The following is a 23609-nucleotide window of genomic DNA, read 5'->3' on the forward strand; positions in this document are numbered from 1 at the left end:
GTCGGATTTTCGCCGAGTTGGTACCGACCGGCACCACCGCGTGGGTCGGCGAGAGCGCTCGATCGGCGCGAGCCGGTCACGAACGACGGATTCCAGGAATGATGCGGTCCGATCCGCCGATAGAGGAGTGCAGATGAATGTCGAGGAGTACCGCCGATACGACGCCACCGGTCTCGCCGAATTGGTGGCGAAGAAGGAGGTCACGGCCGCCGAGCTGCTCGCGGCAGCGCGCGATCGCGCCGCCGAGGTGAATCCGCGGATCAACGCGATCATCGCCGACATTCCGTGCTCGGCCGACGCGGAGCGCACCGGGGCCTTCGCCGGGGTCCCGTTCCTCATCAAGGACCTCGGGATGGATTATGCGGGGCTTCCGTCCTCGCAGGGATCGCGCTCGTTGCGCACGTCCCCGGCGCCAGAGCACGCCACGATCGTCCGACGGTGGCTCGACGCCGGCCTGATGATCTTCGGCAAGACCAATATGCCCGAGTTCGGCGCCAAGGCGATCACCGAGCCCGAGCTCTGGGGTCCGACCCGAAATCCGTGGGACCTGTCGCGAACGCCGGGTGGGTCGTCGGGCGGCTCCGCGGCGGCGGTCGCGGCCGGCATCGTCCCCGCCGCCGGCGCGAACGACGGCGGCGGTTCGATCCGAATTCCGGCAGGTTGCTGCGGACTCGTCGGTTTGAAACCGGGACGGGGGCTGACCCCCATGGGACCGGGGACCGGAGAACTCATGCACGGTGCCGCTGTGCAAGGGGTCGTCACGCGCTCGGTCCGCGACACCGCCGGGATGCTCGATGTCATCGCCGGCGGAGAAGTGTCGGGTCCGTTTCAGCCGGCGGTTTCCGGCCCGTACCGCGACGCGGTAGGCCAGGATCCCGGCCGCCTGCGAATCGGCGTGCGAATCCCCACGGCCATTACACCCGAACCCGATCCCGAGGCCTTCGCGGCGGTCGAAGCGGCAACGCGGGTGCTGACCGATCTCGGCCACCGGGTGGAAATCCTGGAAGAGGCGCCGTTCGACGACGCTGCCCTGGCCAACGAGTTCTTGCTCGCCTGGTTCGTCTACATCGCCTACGAGGTCGCCGCCGCACGTCGGCTCACCGGCTGCGGCACCGAGGGATTCGAGCGCGACACCCTGGTCATGGCGGCGTTGGGCAACGCGACACGAGGCCCGGAATACGTCGCCGCCGTCGAAGCCCGGCACGGCCACGCCCGTCGCCTGACCGAGTACTTCGCCACCTACGATCTTCTGCTGACGCCCACGATGGCGACCCCGCCCCCGAAGATCGGGGAGTTCGAATTGCCGAAGTCGCTGCGCCGCGCGACCGACGCGATTCTGAAGACCCGCACCGCCGGCCTGCTCAAATACACGTCGATCGTCGACCACTTGATCAGCAAGAATCTCGGTTGGGTGCCCTACACCCAGCTCGCCAACATCACCGGCCGGCCCGCGATCTCGCTGCCCCTGCACTGGACCGCCGACGGACTTCCGCTGGGGGTCCAACTCGTGGCTCCCCTGGGCGGAGAATCGACGCTGATCAAGGTCGCCGCCCAGGTCGAGCAGGCGGCGCCGTGGTTCGACAGGGTCGCAGCCCTTTGACGGACATCGCACCTTCGCGGTAGCCCGCGATCGACGACGCCCCTCTATCCGATGTGGTCGATATCGGCCCACAGGTCGCAGTGGTGCTGTGCGCCGAAGGTGTCGGCGGTTCCGATGCGGTCGCTTCCGAGCTCGAGGGTGGTGTCGACGGTGGCATGGGGCCACGGGGTCAGGGCCGGTGTTTCGGGATTGCCGGTGTGGGCGAAGTGCGCCCAACTGTCCTGGATGTCGCGGGAAAGCCGGTCGGCGGCAGGGGACAGCGGAATGGGCAGGCCCATGAGCGTGGAGAACACATAGGGCACCTCGGCGCCGTGGAACGCGCCCGGCAGGAGCGGATTGACAGGCAGGGGTGTGTCGTCGAACTGGTAACGCCACACCCGGGCGCCGCCGCGGCGGGCGGATTCGGCGGTGAATTGAGCTGGGCAGGCGAAGAATCCGTCGGTGAGGACGCGTTCTTTTGCGGCCGCGGGAGTGGGGTAGGCGTAGGTGGGATAGCGCTGAAGTACACGATCGGCGTTGTCGCCGAACAGTTCTCGCGCCCACTTCGTGTAGTCGGCTGCGGAGGGCGTGGTCCCGTGTCCGTAGTCGAGGAGGGCGATGAAGGTCGCGCCCTCGTCGGCGTTGCTGCCCACGATCATGGGGATGTCACGCACCGCGCCGTTCGCCAGGGCGTTCTCGGGTGTATCGGTCACCACGACCCCGTCGCGGATGGGTGTCCAGGTGACGGCCATGGTGTTCAGTTCGGTCGTCGGGGAGTCGAGGAGCCGATCGAGGGGCAATGCCCGCAGGCAGGCCAGCCGGGTGGCGGGGTCCGCGCAGCCCAGGCTGGATGCGTAGTCGCCGGATCGCTGATAGGCAACCTGCGGGGTGGGTGGAACGAGTGGACTTCGTGCGCACGAACCGCTTTCGACGATCGCTTTGGTGTAGAGGCCGCGGGCCGCGGGGGAAGCGAGCTGGGTACAGACGCTCATGCCGCCGGCGGATTCGCCGAACAGGGTGACATTGCCGGGATCTCCGCCGAATGCTGTGGCATTGTCGTGAATCCAGCGCAGCGCGGCCTGCTGATCGAGCGTCCCGTATGTGCCTGTCGCGCCGCTGCTTTCGGCGGCGAGCTCGGGCAGGGCCAGGAAGCCGAACGGCCCGACGCGATAGTTGGGGACCGCGACGATGACCTGCCCGTCGCGGACGAGGCGGGCCGGGGAGTCGTATTGGGCATTGGATCCGAGCACGAAGGCGCCGCCGTAGAGCCACACCATCACCGGCAGCCCGGCGCCGGCGGGGTGTTCGGGCACGTAGACATCGATGCTGAGGCACTCTTCGCTCGACGGCTGCAGCGATACTCCGGGCACGGGAGGCGACTGCGGGCACTGCGGGCCGTGGGCGACCGCCGGCCGGACATCCGGCCAGGGCGCAGCGGGCTGCGGCGGCGCGAACCGGCCGGCCTGCGCGAACGGTACACCGAGATATCGAACGACTCCGTCGGCGCGCAGGCCCCGAATCTGCCCGCCGCTCACGCTCACAACCGGCTCGGAACCGGCGTCCGGTGCGGCGTGGGCGGCCGGGATCACCACCGCCATCGCGACCGCGACGACGCTGATCAGTATCGAGGACAGCCACCGCGCTCGGGTGCGAGGGGCAGTGCGGATCGACATGTGAAGCTCCCGACTCCATTTAGTTTTGTAGCAAAAGTACTGTAGGTGGCAGGTCTGCCGGGCGCAGCGTTTTCGCGGTTATCGCCTGCGCCCCTTCGGGATTGCCCGAAGGGTTCGCCGACCGCACCGACTGAACGACGGTGCCGGTGCGGCGTGGAGTGGGTCGACAGTGTCGCGGTGCCGGCATCGGTCGTGCGGGCAGAATGTGGGGGTGGAAAACTCGGCCTCACGAACGGATCCGGCATCGCGAGTGGCGGTGGACGCCCAGCTCAGCGCGTTGCTCGGACCGTTGCGCCGGGCGGTTCTGCGTCGCACGCGCACCGCCGAGGACTTGCCTGACCTCCCGGAAGCGCAGATCGAACTGCTCCGGCTCCTGGTGGCGTCGGGCGGACTCACGCCGAGCCGGGCGGCCGCCGAATTGAACGTGGCACAGTCCACCATCAGCAATCTGCTGCGAACCATGACGGCGGACGACCTCGTCGAGCGGCTGCCGACACCGGGGGACGGGCGTGGGGCGATGCTCGTCGCATCGGCGCGGGCGCGCGAGCTGCTGGATCGGTACGACCGCGCGAGCGCGGCGATGCTGCGCGAGACGTTGGCCCGGCTGTCCGACGCCGATCGCCGGGCGGTGGAATCGGCGGTACCCGCATTGTGGCGGCTGCTCGCGGAGCTGAGCGGTTAAAGAGTCCGACCACGTCTGCCTCCTCTCGGTTGTTGCAGCACACCCAGAGCGGCAGGCCGTCCGGCTCAGTCCGAACGAAGGGACTTCTGTTCGCGCTCGCCGCACAGCCAGCGGGACAGCGCTTCATAGACTGCCTCGTGGTTGAGGAGCGTGAAGTGATTCGCCCCGGGCAGGTGCAGGCCGTTGTCGTCGTCGAAACCGATGCGCCGCATGCGATTCCGGCCCGAACCGCTCGTGGTCAGCACCAAACCGTCCCCGATGACGCGGCCAAGGGGATGGTTCGGGCTGCGAGTGATGGTCGCGGTGACGAAGTAGTGATCGGCGCCCTCGAGGAGCGGGATCTCGCGAATCGCTCGCCGGCGCAACGTGTCCGCGTCCAGACCGTTCCAGTCCTGATCGACCAGCGAACCATCGCGCAGGTCGCGGATGCCCGCACTGCGGCGGCGTAGCAGTCGTCCGAACGGCCGGGTCTCCGGTACGCGAACCAGCGCCGCGGAGAGGTAATAAACGAATTGCTCGAGCGGCGCACCGAGGTGCGGTGACCCGAGGCAGACCACCTGGCGCACGTGGCGTACCCAGGAATGGCCGTCCTCGGCGGCGCCGAAACACGCGCCGCGGGCGATGAGCCCGCCCATCGAATGGCCGACCAGCGACAACTGCTCGATCTCGACCGGCCAGTGCTCGACGAGGCGCTGTAACAGATCGTCGAGTTGCCGGGCGTTCTCGGAAATGTGCAGACCGCTGTTGTACCGCACCTGAAGGGATGTGCAGCCGAGATCGGCCTCCAGTCGTTCGGCATAGGTCGGTCTGCCGCCGAGGCGCCACGCGTGTTCGGTTTCCGCCAGGCCGTGCAGGAAGATCACGACCCGGCCGCTCGGGTTCGTGATGTGCTGCGCGAGCCGTTCCGGCTCGACCGGAGCGCCGTCGAACCGAAATGCCATGGGCGCGTCGAGGATCGGCTGCTCCTGCGCGAGAGTGTCGCCGATCAAGCCCTGCACGGCCGCGATGAGGCCGGAGCCGAAAACCGTACGCGACGGGGTGGGTATACCGGAGAGCGTCGCGGCGTGTTCGGCCAGCGTGCCCGCCGAGACCGCGGAACCGCTGACGATCCGGTACACGGTGTCGGCGATGGAGTCGTGTATGACCTGCACCGGCCGTGCGGCCGGGCCGACCCCGAGTCGCACGGCCGCGAATACGTGATCGGAGATGGCGCGATGCACCGTGGCGATCCCGTCCACAGCGCCGGCCAGTTCATCGCCGGCCAGCCGGGCGAGCGCCTCGATCTCCGCCTGTTGCCGATCGCTCATCGATTCAGTGTACGACCGTGCACTGAACGCCGCGCAACCTCTGGGACGAATCTCCCGGCGGCCGGTGCGATTCGACGATGACGACCGGGCCGGTGCGGCCACCCTGCTCGTCGGCCTACACCTCGATCTGCGAGCCCATGATGATGGTGCGATCGCGGGGGAGGCCGAAGTAGTCGGCGGCGTCGGCGGTGATGTAGGAGGTGGCGATGAACAGGCGTTTGCGCCATGCGGCCATGGTGGGGGCGGTGCCGCGCCGGAGTTCGATGGTCGACAGGAAATAGGAGGCGCGGTCCAGGTCGAGCGGGCCTTCGGTGTCTCGGTCGTCGACGAGGGTGAGTGCCCGGGGTACGTCGGGGGTTTCCATGTAGCCGTAGCGGGCGGTGACGTGGGTGATGCCGTCGTCGGGTGGACCCAGCGGGTCGGTGGCGATGCGTTCGTTGTCGGGGATGCGGGGGACGGGTTCGGTATGGATGGACAGGATCACGATGTGGTGGTGGCGCACGTGGTTGTGTTCGACGTTGGCGCGCAAGGCCAATGGTGCCGTTTCCTTGCCGCGGTTGAGGAAGATGGCGGTGCCGGGAACGTGCGTCGTGGGGGGTGTGCCTTCGGCGAGTTCGTCGACGAATGTCCGCAGCGATCCTTCCCGCCGGATCCGTTCGGCGGTCACGATCCGGCGGCCGCGCTGCCAGGTTGTCATGACCGTGAATGCGGTAAGGCCGATCAGCAGCGGCAGCCATGCGCCGTGCGCGAACTTGGTGAGATTGGCCGCGACGAACAGCAGATCGACGGTCAGCAGTGGCAATGCGCCTGCGGCGAGTATCCAGCGTGGAATGTGCCAGCGGCTTCGAGCGACGTAGAAGAACAGCAGGGTGGTGATGGTGATGGTTCCGGTCACGGCCATGCCGAAGGCGAACGCCAGCGCCGTCGAGCTGCGGAACGCGAAGACGAGGGTGAGCACCGAGACCATCAGCAACCAGTTGATCCACGGGACGTAGATCTGGCCGATCGTGGATTCGGAGGTGTGGGCGATGCGCAGCCGCGGCAGGTACCCCAGTTGCGCGGCCTGGGAGGCGACGGAATACGCGCCGGTGATCACCGCTTGTGAGGCGATGACCGTGGCGGCGGTGGCAAGCAGCACCAGCGGCAGTCGTGCCCAGCCCGGCGCCAGGAGAAAGAAGGGGCTGCTGATATTCCGGGCGTCGTCGAGGATGAGCGCGCCCTGCCCGAGGTAGCTGAGTGTGCAGGCGGGAAACACGAGGATCAGCCACGCGCGGGTGATGGAGCGGCGGCCGAAATGTCCCATGTCGGCGTAGAGCGCCTCGGCGCCGGTCACCGCGAGCACGATCGCGGCGAGGGCGAAGAACGCGATACCGAAGTGCCCGATCAGAAAACCCAGCGCATAGGTGGGCGAGAGTGCTTGCAGGATGCGGGGATTGTGCACGATGCCGCTGATTCCGCAGATACCGATCGTCAGGAACCAGGCGATCATGATCGGGCCGAACATCCGTCCGACCGTGGCGGTGCCGCGACGTTGCACCACGAACAGCGCCACGATGATCACGACCGTCACCGGGATGACCAGATCCTTCAACGCCGGCTCGACCACCTTGATGCCCTCGACCGAGGACAGCACCGAGATCGCCGGGGTGATCATGCTGTCACCGAAAAACAAAGAGGCGCCGAAGATTCCGAGCGCGGCCAAGCCGATGGCCGTTTTCCGTCCGCGTGGTGAACTCCACCGGCGAAGCAGCGTGATCAATGCCATGATGCCGCCCTCGCCGTCGTTGTCGGCACGCATCGCGAGCAGGACGTAGGTGACGGTGACGATGATCATCACCGACCAGAACACCAATGACACCAGGCCGAAAACGTTGTCGGTGTTCACCGGAACGGGATGAGGGTCGCCCGGATCGAACACGGTTTGCAGGGTGTAGATCGGGCTCGTGCCGATATCGCCGAACACCACTCCCAGCGCGCCGACCACCACGCCCCAGCGCACCGAATCGCGCTGGTGCGGCGGCTGACCCGGCTCCACCTCGAACGCGGGACCGCCTCCGATGGTGCCCTTCGCCCTTGCCATGCTGCTCCTCCACGTCGTGGGTGCCACGCCCGTCGGACGATACAGCGCACCGCGGAGCCTATGCGGGGCGAGTATGTGGCAGCGGTATCGCTGCGCAGGGAATCCGGCGCGCTGGATCGACACGCCGAGCGGCAGCCCGCGGCCGTGAGGCCGGATTCGACGATGCGCGAGGGCAATCCGACGCTGCAGCAGAGACCGGAACGGACGAACCCCTGCGCGGACTAGCGTCGAGATGAGAGGTCGACGACGACTTTGCCGTGGACGTGCCGGGCGGCCTGGCGTTCGACGGCCGCGCGGATGTCTTCGAGGGGGTAGGTCGCCGCGATGGGTACCCGCAGACGACCGGCCGCGGCGAGGCGCGCGATGGTGTCGAGAGCATCGGGCGCGGCATTCGCGCCGTTGGCGGCCGGCACCCCCTCGACCACCGCCGCGATGGTGCAGATACGACCGTCCGGAACGCCCAGCTCGCGGGCGACGTGCACGGTGTCCGTCCCGTGCAGGTCCAGTGCTGCGGTGACCGGGCCCGCATCGAGGGCGCGGACCCGGCCGATGAGGCCGTCGCCGTAGGCGACGGGTTCGACGCCGAGGCTTCGCAGATACTCCGCCGACGACGGCGAGCCGGTGCCGATCACGCGCGCGCCCGCGATTCGCGCCAGCTGGACTGCGAACACGCCGACCCCACCGCCCGCGCCGCCGACCAGCACCGTGTCGTCCGGGCCCAGGCCGAGGACGTCGAGAGCGGCGGCCGCGGTGCTGCCCGCGATCGACAGCGTGGCGGCGGTGCGATCATCGACGCCCTCCGGGGTGTGATGAGCGACGCCGCTGACGATGTCGCCGTTCGCGTCGACCACGACGAAGTCGGCGACAGCCCGGGACAAGGCCGCCCCGAACACCCGGTCGCCGACCGCGTAGCCGTGCGCGCCGGCGTCGGCATCGCGACGCTCTATCGTCACTTCCCGACCCGCGAGTCCCTGGTGGAGGCGGTCTACCGTGACCAAGTCGACCGCCTCACCACCGGCGCCCGGGAATTGCTCGCCGAGAAGCCCCCGGCCGTTGCGATGCGGCAGTGGATGGACCTGTTCGGCGACTGGATCGCGACGAAGAACGGCATGCTCGACACGCTGCTGGCGATGATCGAGGCCGGTGCCGTCGGCCACGCGCAAACGCGGGGCGAGATCGTGAACGCGATCTCGGCAATGCTCGATGCCGGTCGTGCGGCAGGAGACCTCCGGCCCGATGTCACCGCCGAGGAGGTCGCGGCGAGCCTGATCGGGATCTTCACCGTCGCACACCAACCCGGCCACGCGGTCACCGCCGATCGGCTTCTCGACATCCTCCTCGACGGCCTTCGCCCTCGAGCGACAGTCGCGTGCCGTGCCGACGCCGACTCCGATGCCGACATGAGCGCGGCGCCGGGGGTCCGGGTCGGCGCTAGGCGACGAGGTCGGGGTGGCGGGCCGGGCGCATGACGTCGTCCCACCAGGTCTGTAGGGGACTGGGGTCTGGCCATTGCACCACTGTGGTGTCGGGATCAGGAGTTGTGTGCGACCGGGCCGACGGTTCGGCGAATTCGGCTCGTTCGCGTAGGTCGGGTGCGCTGGGGACGGTCATCTGGATGCTTCTTCCTTCTCGCGCGTGGGCCGGCCCGGTCGAGGGCACGGCCCGTGCGCAGGTGGTTATGCGGCCGCGGGATGCCGGCGCGCCGGAGCCTCGAGGCGGCGGGCGCGGGTGGGGAGGTGGACCGTGCCGTGGGTGCCGCCGTGTGCGGGTGGGATGGGTACGGGGTAGGCGATGACCTGCGTGGCTTCGGGTCCCCGCGGGGCGTGGGTAGCGGTGAAGATCACGTGTTGGCCCGCGGTGAGGGTTTTGTAACCGGGAGTGGCGATAGCGCTGTATTCGACGAACACCGGTTGACCGTCGTCGGGGGTGATGAAGCCGAAACCCTTCTCCGCGTTGAACCATTCGACGCGGCCGTGGTGCCAACGGGGCAGTTCGGTGTCGGGGTGGCGGTGGGCGTCGCCGCGGTGGCCGATGTCAGTAGGCGAGGCAGTAGTAGTCGTCATCGTCGTAGGGGGTGATCCAGTTCTGGTCGATGCGGTCGGTGATAGCCGCCGAGTCGAAGGCGGCGCGGATGCGTTCGGCAAGCGGATGCAGTGTCCTGGTATCCAGGCCGGTGTCGAGGTCCTGGTCGCCGACCGGGATGCTCTGGTCGGCGCGGTCGAGGTCGCTGCCCGATTGCATGGCTGTCATGGCGATCTCCTTTCCTCGAACGAGAAGAGCTACAAGGGTTTTCGGCGCACAACGACGCTGCCGGACTGCGCCGGCAGCGGAGGAAGGGGTGAGTGGACCCGCCGGCGCCGATCGCCACCGGGTCCACCCTTCGACGGAAAGAACGTGTGAACTACTGACACTGCCCCCAGGTTCGCGAGCGGGTCGGTGGTTCCGGTGTGCCACGACAGTGGCGATGCACTCGACTCGATCGACTCCGTCGATGCGGGGCCGATCGGCGGCGGTGCCTCATGCCGGCTCGCCGAACTCCATTTCCGGTCGCCCGGGGCGGGCCACGCTCGGTGGCCGCCCACGGTGAGGGCCGCCATCCCTCCGGGTGCCGGCGCAGGCGCCGGTGCCCTGGGCTCGCCCGTGTCCGACGGACGCGCCGCCGTGCACTGCCGGGCCGAATGCCGGTGGTACGCAGGATCCGATCGATATCGGCGAAGAGCTCCTCGATGTCGGGGTCGAGGGCCGGCAGCCGCTCGTCCAGCCATGACAGCTCCGTATCGACCGGATCGTCGGCCCACGCACTCGCACGCGGCCCGGGGTAGGTCAGGACGTCGTGAGAGCCTTGGCCTCCCGCTCGGGGCGTTCGATCTCGATCTTGCGGGGCTTGGCCTTCTCCGCGACAGGGATTCGCAGTCGCAGGACTCCGTCGCGGTAGTCGGCGTGGATCCGGTCGGTATCGAGGTTCTCGCCCAGGAACAGTTGCCGGCTGAACACCCCGCGAGGGCGTTCGGCCGCCACCATGGAACGGTCCGAATCCAAGTCCGGCCTCGACGCTCGCACGGTCAGCACATTGCGTTCGACATCGAGATCCAGCGCCTGCGGATCGATTCCGGGCAGATCGAACTCGACCAGGAACTCCTCGCCTTCGCGCCAGGCGTCCATCGGCATCGCCGCCGGGCGCGCCGCGGTCCCGAACACCTGCTGGGTCAAACGGTCCAGATCACGGAAAGGATCAGTGCGCATCAGCATGGCCATCACCTCCAGCTACTTCGTCCTTCTCAAAGCAACTCAGGAAACCTGTGTCATCTGACGGAGATAATATTTAGCACTCCGGCAAGGAGAGTGCAAGCGGTTGGATGAAGATTTCTCCGTTCTCGGGCGGCGGCGACGGGCGGGCTCCGTGGCGGGGCTGCGGGGTGGGAGCGTCCATGCCGTGGCGGTCGGACACAACGGGCCTGTCATGGACAGGTAACCTCTTACGTCTGAGAGAGATTTATTCGATGCACTTCTGAGAACATCATGGGGAGAGGCGAGAGATATTCTGATGTCGGCAGAAAGGAGTGAGATGGAGCCGGACCCTTCGTCGCAGGGGCACCTGCCCGATGCGCAGCAGGCGGTCTACACCATCTCCGTCGCTGCCGAACTCGCCGGTATCGGTGTTCAGACGCTGCGACTGTATGAGCAGCACGGATTGATCAGTCCTGCCCGTAGCGCCGGCGGGACGCGCCGCTACAGCGGCGCGGATCTGGCCCGACTGGGTCGTATCACCCGGTTGGCCGGCCAAGGCATCCATCTGTCGGCGATCGCGCGCATCCTCGATCTCGAGGACGACAACACCGCTCTACGCGAGCGCAACACGCTACTGCAGCAACGCAATACCGTGCTCAGAGCCGAACGCGACAGGCTGCGTGAAGAGCCCGACCACGTGTGAGCTCACACCCACTGCGGTTCGCCGGCCGTGCGGTGCGAAGACGCCCTACGCGGGATTCGTTGCGCTTTCGCGCGGCGGTGAGGTGCCACTGCCGCTCGCGGGTATAGTCGAGTTCGACCATTCGAATTCGACCATGGGGAATGCGTGCCACCCAAGCCACTGTTCAGTCCGGCAGCCCTGGCCGTGCTGGGGATGCTCGCGGAGAATCCTCGACATCCGTACGAGATCCGAACCCTGCTGCGCGAGCGCGGGCTCGACAAAACTCTCAAACTCAAGCACGCCACGCTCTATGACCTGCTGCCCCGGCTGACGGCGGCTGGACTGGTCGTGCAGGACGACCCGGCGCGCGCCGGAAACCGGCCCGAGCGCACCGTCTACCGCATCACCCCGGCCGGGATCACCACGGTGAAGTCCTGGCTGCGAGACCTGCTCAGCGATCCCGCGCACGACACGGCGGCGTTCGCCGCGGCGCTGGCGTTCATGTTCGCGCTACCCGGAAACGAAGTGGCGGAACTGGTCTCGCGTCGCGCCGAGCGCATCGACGCAACCATCGAAGAGGTCGAGGCCGGGCTTGCCGCAGCGTCGGGCGTCGAGCCGATCTTCCTCGCCGATCACACCTACGCCCAAGCGCTACGCCGCGCCGAGCGCGATTGGCTGCTCGCCTTCGCAGCCGACCTCCGCCGGGGCACCTTGTCCTGGCCTCTCGCCGACCAGGAGTATTCCGATGACGATTCATGACATCAACCGGCTGCTGGCCCGCACGATCACCGTGTGCCCGGACCTCGGGTCGGAATTGGAGTCCGGCTACACCGTCGAGCTGACCGCACACGAATTCGACCTCTTCGAGCAGGCCGGGTTTTCCGCGGTGCGGTTGGGCGTGTACTGGGCGGCGCACTGCGGCGAGGCACCCGATTTCCGCATCGCACCGGAGACGGTCGATCGCGTCCACACCTACCTGGACCTGGCGGCCGAACGCGGCCTGGCCGTGGTGGTCACCAATTTCCTCGACCCGGACCTCATCGCCGACCCGCCTCGGCATCTGCCGCGTCTGCTGTCGATCACCGACCAGGTCGCGACCGCATTCGCCGACCGCCCGTCCTCTGTCGTGCTGGAGCCGTTCACCGAACCGCGTGGTGCCCTGGACCCGCTGTGGAACGACATCCTGCGTGAGCTACTGACCGTCATCCGCAAGACCGACGCCGAGCGCGCCGTCGTCTTCGGCCCGTGCGCCTACAACAACATTCGCATGCTGGCGCAGCTGTCGCTGCCCGACGACGCCAACCTGATCGTCACCGTCCACCAGTACTGGCCGATCACCTTCACGATGCAGGGCGAACAATGGCTGGGCACCGACACCCCGTTCGGTGACCCCCGCTCGTGGCTGGGTACCACCTGGGCCGGAACCGATCGGGAGCGGGGCGAATTGGCCGCGGGCTACGCGGATCTGGCCACCTGGGCCCGAGCCGGCAACCGTCCCGTCTTCGTCGGCGAGTTCGGCACCACCACCAACGCCGACCCGGCCAGCCGCGCCCGCTGGACCGAGTTCAACAGGCGTCAGGCCGAGGAACACGGATTCTCCTGGGGTTGTTGGTCTTTCGCGCCCACCTTCGCCCTCTACGACCTCGAATCCCGCAGCTGGAATCAGCCACTGTTGCGCGCACTGATGAACTGACACAGCCGCGCGGCACAGGACCTGCTGCACGAGGTGTATCAGCGAGAACCACGCACCGAGTTGTAGGCGCATGCCGCGCCCGGCCGGTCGGCGATTCCGGATCGTCCCCGCCGGTGAGTCGAAGGTGCCGAGAAAACCCACCCAGTTGGATTGGGGGAGCGTCGATTTCGGCCGTGTCGACGCGACCGTGGTCTCTCCTCGAGCGGTAGCCGTGTCCGCTCGGCGAGACACCGCAGCAAGATCGGCAACCGGCCGGAGCCTCTCCGGCCACGCCGCTGACGTCAGTCCTGGCCGGTCGTGGGGTCCTCGCCCATGGCGGCCGGGTTGTAGGCGAGCAGCTCCCAGCTGTGGCCGTCCGGGTCGTCGATCGCCCGGTTGTACAGCCAGCCCATGTCCTGGGCCTCCCGCGGTTCGGTGGCCCCTGCGGCCAGCGCCGCGTCGACCAGGCGGTCCACCTCTTCGCGCGACTCGGCGGCGAGCGCGTTGATCACCTCGATCGGACCGTCCGCGGTGTCTCGCTTGGTGAAGGTCGCGAAGGTCTCGCGCGTCATGAGCTGCACCACGATCGCGTCGGCGAGAACCACCTGGGCGGAGGTGTCCCCGGTGAAGTCGGGGTTGATCGTTCCCCCCATCGCCGTGTACACCTTCGTGCTCGCCTCCAGGTCGGTGACCGGCAGGTTGACGTAGATCTGCGTGAATGCCATGACGTGCCTCCTGTATTCGGTGTGCCGGGCGCTCCCGGCGACACCACAAAATCTAGGGGCGCACCTCGACCTCGGTCTTGTACAGGAGCGACAGCATCTCCTCGCCGTCGGCGCGGCGCAGCTGGGATGCCGTGCGGCCTGTGAACCGGGTCAGCGAACGCGCCAGGTGCGGCTGGTCGTGATACCCCGTTCGCTGCGCGACCTCGACCGCCGGAATCCCCTGTCGCAGCAGCAGAACCGCCTGCCTGGCTCGTTCGATCTGCCGGATCGCGCCCTGCGTGAGACCGGTCGCCGCCGCCACCCGCCGCTGCACCGATCGCGGAGTGACCAACGTGGTGGCATCACCGCGGAGCACATCGGTGACCAGCGGATCGCGCACCAGCAGTCCGGCGCGGACCAGGCGGTCGACGAAAACGTCGGCGTTGTCGTAGGCCGGGATTTCCCACTCCTGGCCCTGCAGCACGAACGAGCGGGCCGTGCTGTGCGGGCTCGACACCGCGGTGTCGACCAGTTCCGGCACCGGCATGGGTGCCAGGAACGCGCCATGCCGGAAGATGATCCCGACCGTTTCGCCCGTCCCCGGGCCCAGCTCCAGCACCGTGGGAACGGTCTCGGGGCCGCGGACCGAAACATGCGTCTGCCCCCGGTCACGCCACACGACGAACTCCCAATTCGAATTCGCCACGGACCGCATCCGCGCCGGTAGCGCCCCAGCGGCCGGCCCAGCCCGATAGATCCGCTCCACATAGGGGGAATCGGACAGGCGCTGCTCGACGCCATCGGCCGGTTCGAGGCTCACGGCCAAGAAACTAACACGGGGCCAGGGAGTGTTTCGCCGTGGTGAGGGTGCGCTGGACGACCGCCTCCACTCGTATTCGAGCCATCGCTTGTTCGCGGCGGTCCCGGTTCAGGTGGCCGGCTGGTTGGGTATGCGGATCGGCAGTGTGCGAGGGCCGCGCATCGAGATCGATTCCCGGTACGGGGGAGCGTCGTCGAGCAGCTGGAAATCGGGAATGCGGCGCATGAGCTGGGTGAACAGCACCTCGCCCTGGAGTCTGGCCAGAGGTGCGCCGACGCAGAAGTGCGGTCCGTGGCTGAAGGCGAGATGGCGCGGTGTCGCGCCGGTGGCCGCGAATCGCAGCACATCCAGCGTGTCGGGGTCGGTGAATGCTGCGGGGTCCCGGTTCGCCGAACCGACGAGCAGGATCAAGCCCGTGCCGCGCGGCAGTGTCTTCCCGGCGAACTCGACGTCGCGCAGGGCGACGCGGGTCGGGAACGGCACCGGGGTGTCGAAGCGAAGGAACTCTTCTACCGCCGGCCGGCTCGATTCCGGGTCGGCGCGGAGGACATCGCGCTGGCCGGGGTTGCGCGCGAGGGCGAGCACGCCGGTCGCGATGAGGTTCATCGTGGTTTCGTGACCCGCGATGAGCAGCAGCACCGCCATGTCGACGAGGTCTGCGAGCCGTAGGGGTGTCTCGGTCGCGAGTTTCGTGAGCAGGTCGGTGCCGGGCTCGGTGCGGCGGCGCGCGATGAGGTCGGCGAAGTACTCGCCGAATGCCCGCACGGCATCGGCGCGGGCTCGCTTGTCGTCGTCGGAGAGCAGCGCGTCGGGGTCCAGGCCGCGGCTTATCGCGGATGTCCACACGCCGAACCGAGCGTGGTCGGCCGGGGGAATGCCGAGCATGGTGCAGATCGTGGACAGGGGGAGCGGGTAGGCGACGTCGGTGACGAAGTCGACTTCTCCGGCCGCCGCAGCGCGATCGAGCAGGGTGATCGCCGTTCGGGTGATGTGCTCGCGCAGCCGGGCAATCGCGCGGGGAGTGAACGACGGCGCCACCATCGCGCGCAGTCGCGTGTGTTCCGGTGGGTCCATCAACAGGAACGAACCGGGAAGCGTCTCCGGGTCGACGCCGGGCCGGAAGGGGTTGATCCCGGAGAAGTAGCCGTGCCCGAATGCGGGGTCGCCGAAGATCGCGTCGCAGTCGGCGTAGTGCGGCACGAGATAGATGCCGGGCCGGAATTCGTGCAGTCTGCCCGCCGCCCGCAACGCCCGGTAGGCCGGGGCCGGGTCGGCACGAAGTTCGGGGGAGAACGGGTCGAGTGTGGCGGTCATCGTGTAGCCCCGTCAGTGGGCCGGAAGCGGGTCGGCAGCGCCGAGAGGCCGCGGACCACGAGATTCGGCTTGTACGGCGGTGTGTCGGTCAGTGGCTCGAGGACGGCGACCCGCCGTATCAAGGCTTCGAGCAGGATCCGCATCTCCAGCAGCGCCAGTGGCGCGCCGAGGCAGTAGTGGATGCCGAGGCTGAACGCCAAGTGACGAGGCGGCGGCGCCGACCGATCGTGATAGCGAGTGACGTCGAGCCGGTCGGGGTCGTCGAAGACCGACTCGTCGCGGTTGCCCGAGTTGATCAGCACGACCACTCCGTCACCGGGCTGGAAATCCGCGCCCGCGACGGTCATCGGTCGTGTCGCGGACCTCGTCGTCAATTGCACCGGTGGCTCGTAGCGCAGCAATTCCTCGACCGCACTGGGGATGAGGTCCGGATCGTCGCGCAGCAGTGCGAGCTGGCCGGGGTTGCGCATGAGCGCGAGCAGTCCGCTGCCGATCAGGTTGACCGTTGTCTCGTGGCCGGCGACCACCGTGGTGACGCAGGTGCTGAGCAACTCCGTCTCGGTCAGCACGTCACCGCGGTCTTCGACAGCGCCGAGTGCGCTGAGCAGGTCGTCGCGCGGATCCGCGCGCCTCCGGTCGATCAATTCACGGAAGAAGGCCATGAACTCGCGGGAGGCAGTGCTGCGGGCCTCGTGCGCTTCGGGCGTCATCAGCGGGTCGGGGTCGAAGCCGCGGGCCAAGTCCTGCGACCAGCGCAGCACGTCGGAATGTGCCGGTGCGGGAACGCCCACGAGTTCGCAGACGATCGACAAGGGCAGGGGATAGGCGATCTGCTCGATGAGGTCGAATTCGCCCATCCGCAGAGCGTTCGTCACCAGATCGTCGACGAGCTGTTCGATACGCGGGCGCAAGCCCGAAACCATGGTGGGTGTGAAGGCTTTCGAGACGAGAGTGCGCAGCCGCGTGTGGTCCGGCGGGTCCATCCAGAGGAACGAGGTCGGCATTTCTTCCGCGGCGCTGTCGGCGGGCACGCTGGGGTGCAGCTGTGCGGCTTCGTCCGCGTGGCTCCACGCGGTGTTCTGCAGCACTGCGGCGCAGTCGGTGTATCGCGTGAGCAGCCGTAGCCCGAGCGGCGTTTCGTGCACCGGACCCGCGGCGCGCAGTTCCCGCGTCGGGGTGTACGGATCGTGCCGTCCTTCGGGCAAGAAAAGTCTCGCCAACGGACTCGACGCGACCGCGGACCTTTCTGGAGAATTCACGCTGGGAGTGCAACAGCGTGTGATGGCGAAATTGTGAATTGAGGATGAATGGCACCCGATAATAGCTGTGTTCGATCGCGTGATAGCGCATCGCGGTGGGCGCGGTGTTATGGGTCGATAGAAGAATCCGATATCGGTGGAAATGCACGACTGTGCCGTCGACCATCCAGTAGGTGAATTCCGATTCGCCGCACGCCGTCGTTCTCGGCGCAGGCATCGCAGGTCTGCTCACCGCCATCGTGCTCGCCGAGCGTTTCCCCCGGGTCACCGTGCTGGAGCGCGACGTTCTCGTCGGCAGCGAGCCGCGCAGGGGAGTCCCGCAGGCCAGGCACCTGCACGGTTTGATGGAGGGCGGGCGCAGCATCATCGAAACGCTGTGCCCCGGGCTGACCGGCGAGATCGTGGCGGCCGGTGCTCCGACCACGGAGGTGCTGGCCGGTTCGCGCTGGTATCTGAGCGGCCTGCGTGCTGCGCCGACCGACACGGGCCTGGTGACCTTGCTCGCCAGCCGCCCCCTGCTCGAGTCCGGGTTGCGTCGGCGAGCGGCCGCACTGCCCGCTCTGACGGTGCGGCAGGGCATCGCCGCCACCGGGCTTGTCGCTGACGCGGGGCGGGTCACCGGAGTGCTGGCAAGTGAGTCCGGCGGCCCGGCACGGGCTTTGGCCGCCGACCTCGTGGTCGACTGCACCGGGCGGGCGACGCGCGCGCCCGAGTGGCTGCGGGCGATCGGAGCGCAAGCGCCCGAGCAGGACAGCGTGATCGTCGACCTCGGCTATTCGTCGCGTACCTACCGGCGTAAGCCCCATCATCTGGACGGTCAGCTCGGCGTGGTCGTCTCGACGATGCCGGGCCGGCGCGGCGGCGGCGCGATCGTCGTCGAGGGGGAGAAGTGGCATGTGACGTTGGGCGGGATGCTGGGAGATCACCCGCCCACCGATCACGAGGGTTTCACCGCGTTCGCCGCGACCCTGCCGGTTCCCGACATCCACCGCATCGTGACCGATGCCGAACCCCTGAGCGACCCGGTGCCGCACCGGTTCCGCGGTTCGGTCCGGAGGTACTTCGAGCGAATCGCGACACATCCCGACGGATTCCTCGCGCTCGGCGATTCGCTGTGCAGCTTCAACCCCCTCTACGCGCAGGGCATGACCGTCGCGGCGCAGCAAGCACTCGCGCTGCGCGCATGCTTGCGACAAGGCACCGCGGAATTGCCCGCACGGTTCTACGCCGATGCGGCGCGCCACGTCGGCCTGGCGTGGCGGATGTCGACCGGAGCCGACCTGAACCACCCCGGCGTAGCCGGGCAACGCACACCGCGAATCCGAATGCTGAACTCCTACCTGGCGCGAGCACACCGTGCCGCCCACCGAGATCCCGCTGTCGCCCGCACGTTCATGCGGGTCGCCAACCTGGTCGACCCTCCCGAAACATTGCTGAAGCCCGCGACGGTCGCAAGGATCCTGTGGCACGGTCGCGGCATCGCACCGCCCGTGCCCTCTCGCGGCCAGCCATCGACTCCATCGCAGAGTTCACAGACCGAGCGGTGAGCCTCTCCTGTCACCAGCGGGCTCGGCCGACTCCGCCGACGGCACGCCGTGCGGCAACACTTCGTTGCGTCGACCAGTACGTGGGACCGGGCTCGTGAGGCATCGTCAGGCCGTCGCCGGCGACGATCTCCAGTAGGGACTCGACCGAGGCGGCGTGACGCGGTGAGCGCGACCACGGCTCGCTCGGCGGTCTGTTCGACGACCGCTGATCGACGTGATTGGACGCTTGGTGGGAATGGGCTATCATTTCCGGAAGCGAGAAAATCCTGAGCTCTTCCCGCTTATAGCACTGTGTAATTGATCGCCGCGCGGACTATCTCCTGGTATTTACGGGAATGCAACCGAGGTGCCAGGCGTCGTGCCCCGGCGATTCATCGCCAGTTACTTCTCGGCGCTACCGTGACGAGTGCTCGGAAGGAGCAGCGTCATGGAGTTTCGACATTTAGTCTCATTCATCACGATCGCCGAAGAGCTACATTTCGGTCGCGCAGCGCAGCGCCTTCATCTCACCCAGCCGAGCTTGTCCGCCCAGCTGCAAAAGCTGGAGAGGTCCCTCGGGGTGCAACTGGTCGCCCGCAATTCCCACGAGGTGCAGCTGACGGCGGCTGGGCGTGAGTTCGAGCGGCAAGCCCGTCGGATCGTAGCTCAGATGGACCGCGCCGCCGAGGTAGCCAAGGCCACCGCCGCGGGACGAGCAGGTTCTGTCAGTGTGGGCTACAACCTGCCCGCCAGTCGCCATGTTCTGCCACGAACCTTGACCTTGATGACCGAGCGGCACCCGGATGTCGTGGTGTCGTTGTGGGAGAAGCGCACCGGGCCACAGCTTGCCGCGCTGTCGGACGGATCGTTGGATATCGCTCTCGTCTATGGCCATCCCAGTACGGTGGAGTTCCGCTACCGGCGGGTGCTGCACCGGGTGCCGCTGGTGGCGGTGGTCGGCCGGCGGCATCGCTGGGCCGATCGGCCGGGTGTGTCGTTCAACGAACTTCAGCACCAGGAGTGCGTGCTGTTCAGTCGCGAGCAGTGTCCGGCCATGTACGACACGATCTTCCACGCGGCGGCACAGTCGCAGATCTCACTGTCGGTATCCCATCGCGCAGATGATCCGGGCGCCACCGCGCACATGGTGTCGGTGCGGCCGCTGGTGGGTTTCGCGTCTCTGCCGCGGGCAATCTCCATGGGGATGGGTGAGCCCGGTAGCCCTTCGGTCGCTGTGAAATTGCTCGATCCGGTGCCAACCCTGGATTTGTATGTGGTGTGGCGGTCGGAAGAAACGAACCCTGCGGTGGCCGCCTTTCTCGATTGCCTGGAATCGCCGGAATCCGCACAGGTCGATGATGCCCGACCGGCGCCGGCTGGGGCGAGTCGATAGGTAATGGCTTTCGCGCGGTAGGAACGACGCGTGCGGTAGCGACGAGAAGCTTTGCGCTCGGCCAGAATTCCTGGTGTGAACAGTGCGTCTCCGACCGCCGAATCGCAAGCCCCCAATTGTCCGTCAGCCGAAGAAATCACCGCAGAATCCACGACTGCCGGCGGTGTGAATCCGACTTCCGGCACCAGCCTGTATTCCATCGTCGCCGATGCGGCCGTTCGCTTTCCGGGCCGGCCTACTCTGGCCGCGGGTGAAGATTTGCCCCTCACCTGCTCGGAATTGAACTCGCGAGTGCGGTCGGTGGCCGCGGCCCTGCTCGAAAACGGTGTCGCCGCCGGAGATCGGGTTGTGGTTCTCGGTCGTACCAGCCTGGAGTGGGCGCTGGTGGACTGCGCGGTGCTCGCCGTCGGGGCCGTGGTGGTGCCGGTCTATCCGACCTCCTCGGCCGCGCAGCTCGACCACATCGTGCGCGACAGCGGAAGTACGTATTTCGTCGCCGAGACCGCCTCGGATGCCGCTCGGCTCCAAGAAGCCGGCGCGGGCGTGGTGTGGTCGTTCGAGCAGATCGCGGAGTGGTCGCGGGCTACGCGATCGCCGGAAGGGCTCGATGATCGAATCGCCCGAGTGCGCGCCGACGACCTGGCCATGATCGTGTACACCAGCGGCACGACCGGCCTGTCGAAGGGCTGCATGATCACCCATCGCAATATGTATGTGTCCGCGGCCAATACGGTCGGCCGAACCGGTGAGCTCTTCGACGGCACCACTGTGCTGGCGCTGCCGCTGTCGCATGTCTTCGGTCAGACGATGCTGTTCGCCTGCCTGTTCGGCGGTGCCCGCACACATCTGTTGCCTGGTATCCCCGAGCTGATTCCGGCGTTGTCGCGGCTGCGGCCGACGTTCCTGGCGCTGATCCCGTATGCGCTGGAGAAGATTCGCAAGTACTGTCGCTCGCTGCTTACCGAGGAGGCGGAGCAGGAGGCCGTCGTTCACGGACTGATGGTGCTGTCGGGTGCGGAAGCTGCTGTGCCGGTGAATGATTCGGTAGGCGCAGCGCTCGGCGGCAGGCTGCGCTACGTCATCTGCGGCGGCGCCTCGCTCGACGATTCCACCGCCGGATTCTATGCGGGCTTCGGGACCGTCATCCTCAACTGTTACGGCTTGACCGAGGCGGCAACCGCGGTGACCGTCAGCGCGCCCGAGACCAATCGTCTCGGCACAGTCGGGAAACCGATCCCGGGAACCTCGGTGGCCATCGCCGGCGACGGCGAGGTACTTGTCCGCGGACCTCATGTGAGCCCGGGATATTGGGGCGCGGCCGGCGCCCAGCGGCCGGTGGACGCCGAGGGCTGGCTGCATACCGGGGACCTCGGTGACCTCGACGACGGCTACCTGCGTATCACGGGCCGCAAAAAAGAGATCGTGGTGACCTCGGGCGGCAAGAACGTCGCGCCCACACCGCTCGAGGATCGAGTGCGGTTGCATCCGCTGGTCAGCAATTGCATGGTCGTCGGCGAGGGCCGCCCGTTCGTCACCGCATTGGTGACCTTGGACGCCGAACGGATCGACAGCTGGCGAGACGAACACCCGGACGTGGATCCGGCGACGGCTGTGCAGGCGGCGGTCGACGACGCTAATTCACTGGTGTCGCGTGCGGAGTCCATTCGTAAATTCCGCATCGTGCCGGGAGATTTCACCATTGCCAACGGCTTGTTGACTTCGTCATTGAAACTTCGGCGTGCGTCCATTGCGGAAACGTATTCGGCAGATATCGATCAACTCTACCTCGACCACCGAAAGTGAACTGAACAATGTATGACGTTATTGTTGTCGGGACACGCGTCTCCGGTGCGCCGCTGGCCATGCTGCTGGCGCGTAAGGGGTACCGGGTACTCGGCGTGGATCGCGCTGTCTTTCCCAGCGATACACCTTCTACGCACTACATTCACCAGGCTGGTCTGAGCCTGCTGAAGACCTGGGGTTTGCTCGACCGGGTAATCGCCACCGGCTGCCCGCCGGTGAAGAACCTCAATTTCTCGTACACCGACATCCATATTCGTGGTATGGCCGATCCCTCGCCGGACGGTATCGACGCCGTCTACTGCCCGCGTCGTACGGTGCTGGACAAGATCCTCGTCGACGCGGCCGGCGACTCGGGCGCCGAACTGATCGAAGGCTTCACTGTGGCCGATCTGCTGTACGAAGGCGATCGGGTGGTCGGAATCCGCGGGCGCGCCGGAAGCGGGCCCGAGCGCGAGTTTCGAGCCCAGCTCGTAGTTGGCGCCGATGGTTCGAGTTCCACGGTCGCCAAGCAGGTGGGCGCCCACGTGTACGAGGGATCGCCCGCCGCGTGTTTCGTCTACTACTCCTATTACGACGGTGTGGACTGGGGCATGCAGCACCGCACCGGATTCGGCCAGCAGCAGTTCGCGTCCTGGCCGACCAATGACGGATTGGCGCTGGTAGCGGTGATGCGTAAGCGCGATCGTTTCCGCGAATTCCGCGCCGACCCGGATGCGGGTGTGCAGGAGATCGTGGAGCAGATCGATCCGGAACTCGGTGCGAAACTGCGCGACTCGGGTAAGCGGGTCGAGCCGTTCCGGCCCATGCTGTATCCGGACAACTACCGCCGCCAGTCGTTCGGCCCCGGCTGGGCACTGGTCGGCGACGCCGGTTACCACAAGGACCCGTTCACCGGCTGGGGCATCACCGATTCGTTCAAGTACTCCCAGCTCCTGGCCGATCTGGTGGACGAAAGCCTCGCCGGCGGAAGGCCTTTCGAACAGACGCTGCCCGAGTACCAGCGCGAGCGCGACGAGCAGAGTGCCAGCACCTACGAGCTGACTCTCAGTATCTCCGAGCTTTCACTGACCCCCTATTACGACTCGGTGTTTCGAGCCACCGGTATGAGCCCGGACTATTCGAAGAAGTTCTTCGGCCTGATCGCGGGTCTGTATCCGCCGGAGAAGTACTTCGGCGAAGCGGAATTGGCCGAACTCTACGAGCAGGTCGGATTCCCCGCCGAAGCCCGACATGTGAGCAAGTCCGGGGCAACGCTGTGAGCAGCGTCGGTCTGACCGCTCTCGGCGACAGCTTCGTGGAAGGTCGCGGAGATCCGGCGGCGCCGGGTGGTTACCGGGGCTGGGTGCCGCGCTTGGCAGCCCAGCTGGGCCTGCGCCCCACGGCGATTCGCAACCACGGCACACACGGCGCGACCACGAGCGAGGTGGTGGCGCAGCAATTGCCGAGGGTCGGGCGCACAGAGTTGTGCGGCGTGGTGGTCGGCGTGAACGACCTGGTCAGCTCCTTCGACGCACAGACCTTCGAGAACAACCTGAACGTCATCTTCGCCACGTTGTGCACACGCAGCGCCACGGTGTTCACGGCCGACTATCCGGACATTCCAGCGCGTTTGCCGGTCCCGCAAGGGTTTCGCGCGTTGCTGCGCGAGCGTTTCGCCTTCGCCAACTCGGTCATGGCGCGGGTGTGCGCCGAGCACGGCGTGCTACTGCTGGACCTTTCGGCTCGAGCCGACTGGGAACTGGCCGGGACCTGGACCGAGGACGGACTGCATCCCAGTCCGTCCGGTCATCGCCTGTTCGCCGTCGCCGCGGCGGAACTCATCGCGTCGACCACCGCTACCACCGTCGCCGCCTGAGCGGCACAACTCGCCCGAAGCAACGGCGCCAT

Annotated in this window: 20 protein-coding genes and 2 pseudogenes; 11 read left to right on the forward strand and 11 right to left on the reverse strand. The window is 67.3% G+C overall.

Features of this window, described 5'->3' with window-relative positions; translation table 11 throughout:
• Window positions 1-133: 133 nt before the first annotated feature.
• Window positions 134-1600, forward strand: a complete 1467-nt coding sequence (locus NA3_RS20110) for an amidase (RefSeq protein WP_062965149.1) — start codon at window positions 134-136, stop codon at window positions 1598-1600.
• A gap of 44 nt (window positions 1601-1644) precedes the next feature.
• Here the strand turns inward: NA3_RS20110 and NA3_RS20115 are convergent, their stop codons facing one another.
• Window positions 1645-3252 carry a carboxylesterase/lipase family protein gene (locus tag NA3_RS20115; RefSeq protein WP_062965150.1) on the reverse strand — a complete coding sequence of 536 codons (1608 nt, stop codon included), beginning with the start codon at window positions 3250-3252 and terminating at the stop codon, window positions 1645-1647.
• 211 nt (window positions 3253-3463) lie between these two features.
• Between NA3_RS20115 and NA3_RS20120 the strand changes: the two genes are divergently transcribed.
• Window positions 3464-3934, forward strand: coding sequence for a MarR family winged helix-turn-helix transcriptional regulator (locus NA3_RS20120; protein ID WP_218021856.1), 471 nt, complete (start codon window positions 3464-3466; stop codon window positions 3932-3934).
• Between the two features lie 65 nt (window positions 3935-3999).
• On the opposite strand, the gene NA3_RS20125 is transcribed toward NA3_RS20120, so the two are convergent.
• The 3 genes and pseudogenes from NA3_RS20125 to NA3_RS20135 form a co-directional block, all read right to left on the reverse strand.
• Window positions 4000-5241: a lipase family alpha/beta hydrolase gene (locus NA3_RS20125; RefSeq protein WP_062965151.1), complete on the reverse strand. Its 1242-nt coding sequence runs from the start codon at window positions 5239-5241 to the stop codon at window positions 4000-4002.
• 115 nt (window positions 5242-5356) lie between these two features.
• Window positions 5357-7321: a potassium transporter Kup gene (locus tag NA3_RS20130; RefSeq protein ID WP_084491697.1), complete on the reverse strand. Its 1965-nt coding sequence runs from the start codon at window positions 7319-7321 to the stop codon at window positions 5357-5359.
• A gap of 221 nt (window positions 7322-7542) precedes the next feature.
• Window positions 7543-8244, reverse strand: a pseudogene (locus NA3_RS20135) (zinc-binding dehydrogenase); the annotation flags it as partial.
• Here NA3_RS20135 and NA3_RS38710 point away from each other — a divergent pair.
• Window positions 8233-8691 (forward strand): annotated as a pseudogene (locus NA3_RS38710) (TetR/AcrR family transcriptional regulator); the annotation flags it as partial. The pseudogenes NA3_RS20135 and NA3_RS38710 sit on opposite strands and share 12 nt — an antisense overlap.
• 306 nt (window positions 8692-8997) lie before the next feature.
• On the opposite strand, the gene NA3_RS39490 reads toward NA3_RS38710, so the two are convergent.
• The 3 genes from NA3_RS39490 to NA3_RS20155 form a co-directional block, all read right to left on the reverse strand.
• On the reverse strand, window positions 8998-9384 hold the full coding sequence (locus NA3_RS39490) for a cold shock domain-containing protein (protein ID WP_063917615.1): 387 nt from the start codon (window positions 9382-9384) through the stop codon (window positions 8998-9000).
• Complete coding sequence (locus NA3_RS20150) at window positions 9356-9571, reverse strand: Rv3202a family protein (protein ID WP_128145220.1); 216 nt, start codon at window positions 9569-9571, stop codon at window positions 9356-9358. The genes NA3_RS39490 and NA3_RS20150 overlap by 29 nt, the downstream gene beginning before the upstream one ends.
• A gap of 573 nt (window positions 9572-10144) precedes the next feature.
• Window positions 10145-10570, reverse strand: a complete 426-nt coding sequence (locus tag NA3_RS20155) for an Hsp20/alpha crystallin family protein (protein WP_062965387.1) — start codon at window positions 10568-10570, stop codon at window positions 10145-10147.
• Window positions 10571-10886: 316 nt separating this feature from the next.
• Here NA3_RS20155 and NA3_RS20160 point away from each other — a divergent pair, with 316 nt between their 5' ends.
• From NA3_RS20160 to NA3_RS20170, 3 genes are all read left to right on the forward strand, one after another.
• The gene (locus NA3_RS20160; protein WP_062965153.1) at window positions 10887-11252 is read left to right on the forward strand and encodes a MerR family transcriptional regulator; all 366 of its coding nucleotides are present in this window, start codon (window positions 10887-10889) and stop codon (window positions 11250-11252) included.
• Between the two features lie 144 nt (window positions 11253-11396).
• Window positions 11397-11990, forward strand: coding sequence for a PadR family transcriptional regulator (locus tag NA3_RS20165; RefSeq protein ID WP_062965154.1), 594 nt, complete (start codon window positions 11397-11399; stop codon window positions 11988-11990).
• Window positions 11977-12924, forward strand: a complete 948-nt coding sequence (locus NA3_RS20170) for a glycoside hydrolase family 5 protein (RefSeq protein ID WP_062965155.1) — start codon at window positions 11977-11979, stop codon at window positions 12922-12924. Before NA3_RS20165 ends, NA3_RS20170 begins: the two co-directional genes overlap by 14 nt.
• A gap of 281 nt (window positions 12925-13205) precedes the next feature.
• On the opposite strand, the gene NA3_RS20175 is transcribed toward NA3_RS20170, so the two are convergent.
• The 4 genes from NA3_RS20175 to NA3_RS20190 form a co-directional block, all read right to left on the reverse strand.
• On the reverse strand, window positions 13206-13628 hold the full coding sequence (locus NA3_RS20175; RefSeq protein WP_062965156.1) for a VOC family protein: 423 nt from the start codon (window positions 13626-13628) through the stop codon (window positions 13206-13208).
• 52 nt (window positions 13629-13680) lie between these two features.
• Window positions 13681-14427 (reverse strand): AraC family transcriptional regulator, encoded by a 747-nt coding sequence (locus NA3_RS20180; protein ID WP_218021857.1) that lies wholly within the window; start codon window positions 14425-14427, stop codon window positions 13681-13683.
• Between the two features lie 108 nt (window positions 14428-14535).
• On the reverse strand, window positions 14536-15741 hold the full coding sequence (locus NA3_RS20185; protein ID WP_062965157.1) for a cytochrome P450: 1206 nt from the start codon (window positions 15739-15741) through the stop codon (window positions 14536-14538).
• Complete coding sequence (locus NA3_RS20190) at window positions 15738-16946, reverse strand: cytochrome P450 (protein WP_227995231.1); 1209 nt, start codon at window positions 16944-16946, stop codon at window positions 15738-15740. Before NA3_RS20190 ends, NA3_RS20185 begins: the two co-directional genes overlap by 4 nt.
• A gap of 227 nt (window positions 16947-17173) precedes the next feature.
• On the opposite strand from NA3_RS20190, the gene NA3_RS20195 reads away from it, so the two are divergent.
• The 5 genes from NA3_RS20195 (at window position 17174) to NA3_RS20215 (ending at window position 23577) form a co-directional block, all read left to right on the forward strand.
• Window positions 17174-18547 carry an FAD-dependent oxidoreductase gene (locus NA3_RS20195; protein WP_062965159.1) on the forward strand — a complete coding sequence of 458 codons (1374 nt, stop codon included), beginning with the start codon at window positions 17174-17176 and terminating at the stop codon, window positions 18545-18547.
• Window positions 18548-18974: 427 nt separating this feature from the next.
• The gene (locus NA3_RS20200) at window positions 18975-19919 is read left to right on the forward strand and encodes a LysR family transcriptional regulator (protein WP_062965160.1); all 945 of its coding nucleotides are present in this window, start codon (window positions 18975-18977) and stop codon (window positions 19917-19919) included.
• Window positions 19920-20084: 165 nt separating this feature from the next.
• Window positions 20085-21722, forward strand: a complete 1638-nt coding sequence (locus NA3_RS20205; RefSeq protein ID WP_174561095.1) for an AMP-dependent synthetase/ligase — start codon at window positions 20085-20087, stop codon at window positions 21720-21722.
• Between the two features lie 8 nt (window positions 21723-21730).
• Window positions 21731-22981 carry an NAD(P)/FAD-dependent oxidoreductase gene (locus NA3_RS20210; RefSeq protein ID WP_062965161.1) on the forward strand — a complete coding sequence of 417 codons (1251 nt, stop codon included), beginning with the start codon at window positions 21731-21733 and terminating at the stop codon, window positions 22979-22981.
• Window positions 22978-23577 (forward strand): SGNH/GDSL hydrolase family protein, encoded by a 600-nt coding sequence (locus NA3_RS20215; protein WP_062965162.1) that lies wholly within the window; start codon window positions 22978-22980, stop codon window positions 23575-23577. The genes NA3_RS20210 and NA3_RS20215 overlap by 4 nt, the downstream gene beginning before the upstream one ends.
• The last annotated feature ends 32 nt before the right edge of the window (window positions 23578-23609 follow it).

The organism is Nocardia africana NBRC 100379 (assembly GCF_001612635.1).
Classification (GTDB): Bacteria; Actinomycetota; Actinomycetes; order Mycobacteriales; family Mycobacteriaceae; genus Nocardia; species Nocardia africana.

Bases quoted from the DNA above. Each gene is read 5' to 3' on its own strand.
- NA3_RS20110 (WP_062965149.1), top strand. From the start codon at position 134: ATGAATGTCGAGGAGTACCGCCGATACGACGCCACCGGTCTCGCCGAA.
- NA3_RS20200 (WP_062965160.1), top strand. From the start codon at position 18,975: ATGGAGTTTCGACATTTAGTCTCATTCATCACGATCGCCGAAGAGCTA.
- NA3_RS20150 (WP_128145220.1), bottom strand. From the start codon at position 9,571: ATGACAGCCATGCAATCGGGCAGCGACCTCGACCGCGCCGACCAGAGC.
- NA3_RS20155 (WP_062965387.1), bottom strand. From the start codon at position 10,570: ATGCTGATGCGCACTGATCCTTTCCGTGATCTGGACCGTTTGACCCAG.
- NA3_RS39490 (WP_063917615.1), bottom strand. From the start codon at position 9,384: ATGACGACTACTACTGCCTCGCCTACTGACATCGGCCACCGCGGCGAC.
- NA3_RS20175 (WP_062965156.1), bottom strand. From the start codon at position 13,628: ATGGCATTCACGCAGATCTACGTCAACCTGCCGGTCACCGACCTGGAG.
- NA3_RS20160 (WP_062965153.1), top strand. From the start codon at position 10,887: ATGGAGCCGGACCCTTCGTCGCAGGGGCACCTGCCCGATGCGCAGCAG.
- NA3_RS20125 (WP_062965151.1), bottom strand. From the start codon at position 5,241: ATGAGCGATCGGCAACAGGCGGAGATCGAGGCGCTCGCCCGGCTGGCC.
- NA3_RS20210 (WP_062965161.1), top strand. From the start codon at position 21,731: ATGTATGACGTTATTGTTGTCGGGACACGCGTCTCCGGTGCGCCGCTG.
- NA3_RS20115 (WP_062965150.1), bottom strand. From the start codon at position 3,252: ATGTCGATCCGCACTGCCCCTCGCACCCGAGCGCGGTGGCTGTCCTCG.
- NA3_RS20185 (WP_062965157.1), bottom strand. From the start codon at position 15,741: ATGACCGCCACACTCGACCCGTTCTCCCCCGAACTTCGTGCCGACCCG.
- NA3_RS20170 (WP_062965155.1), top strand. From the start codon at position 11,977: ATGACGATTCATGACATCAACCGGCTGCTGGCCCGCACGATCACCGTG.
- NA3_RS20130 (WP_084491697.1), bottom strand. From the start codon at position 7,321: ATGGCAAGGGCGAAGGGCACCATCGGAGGCGGTCCCGCGTTCGAGGTG.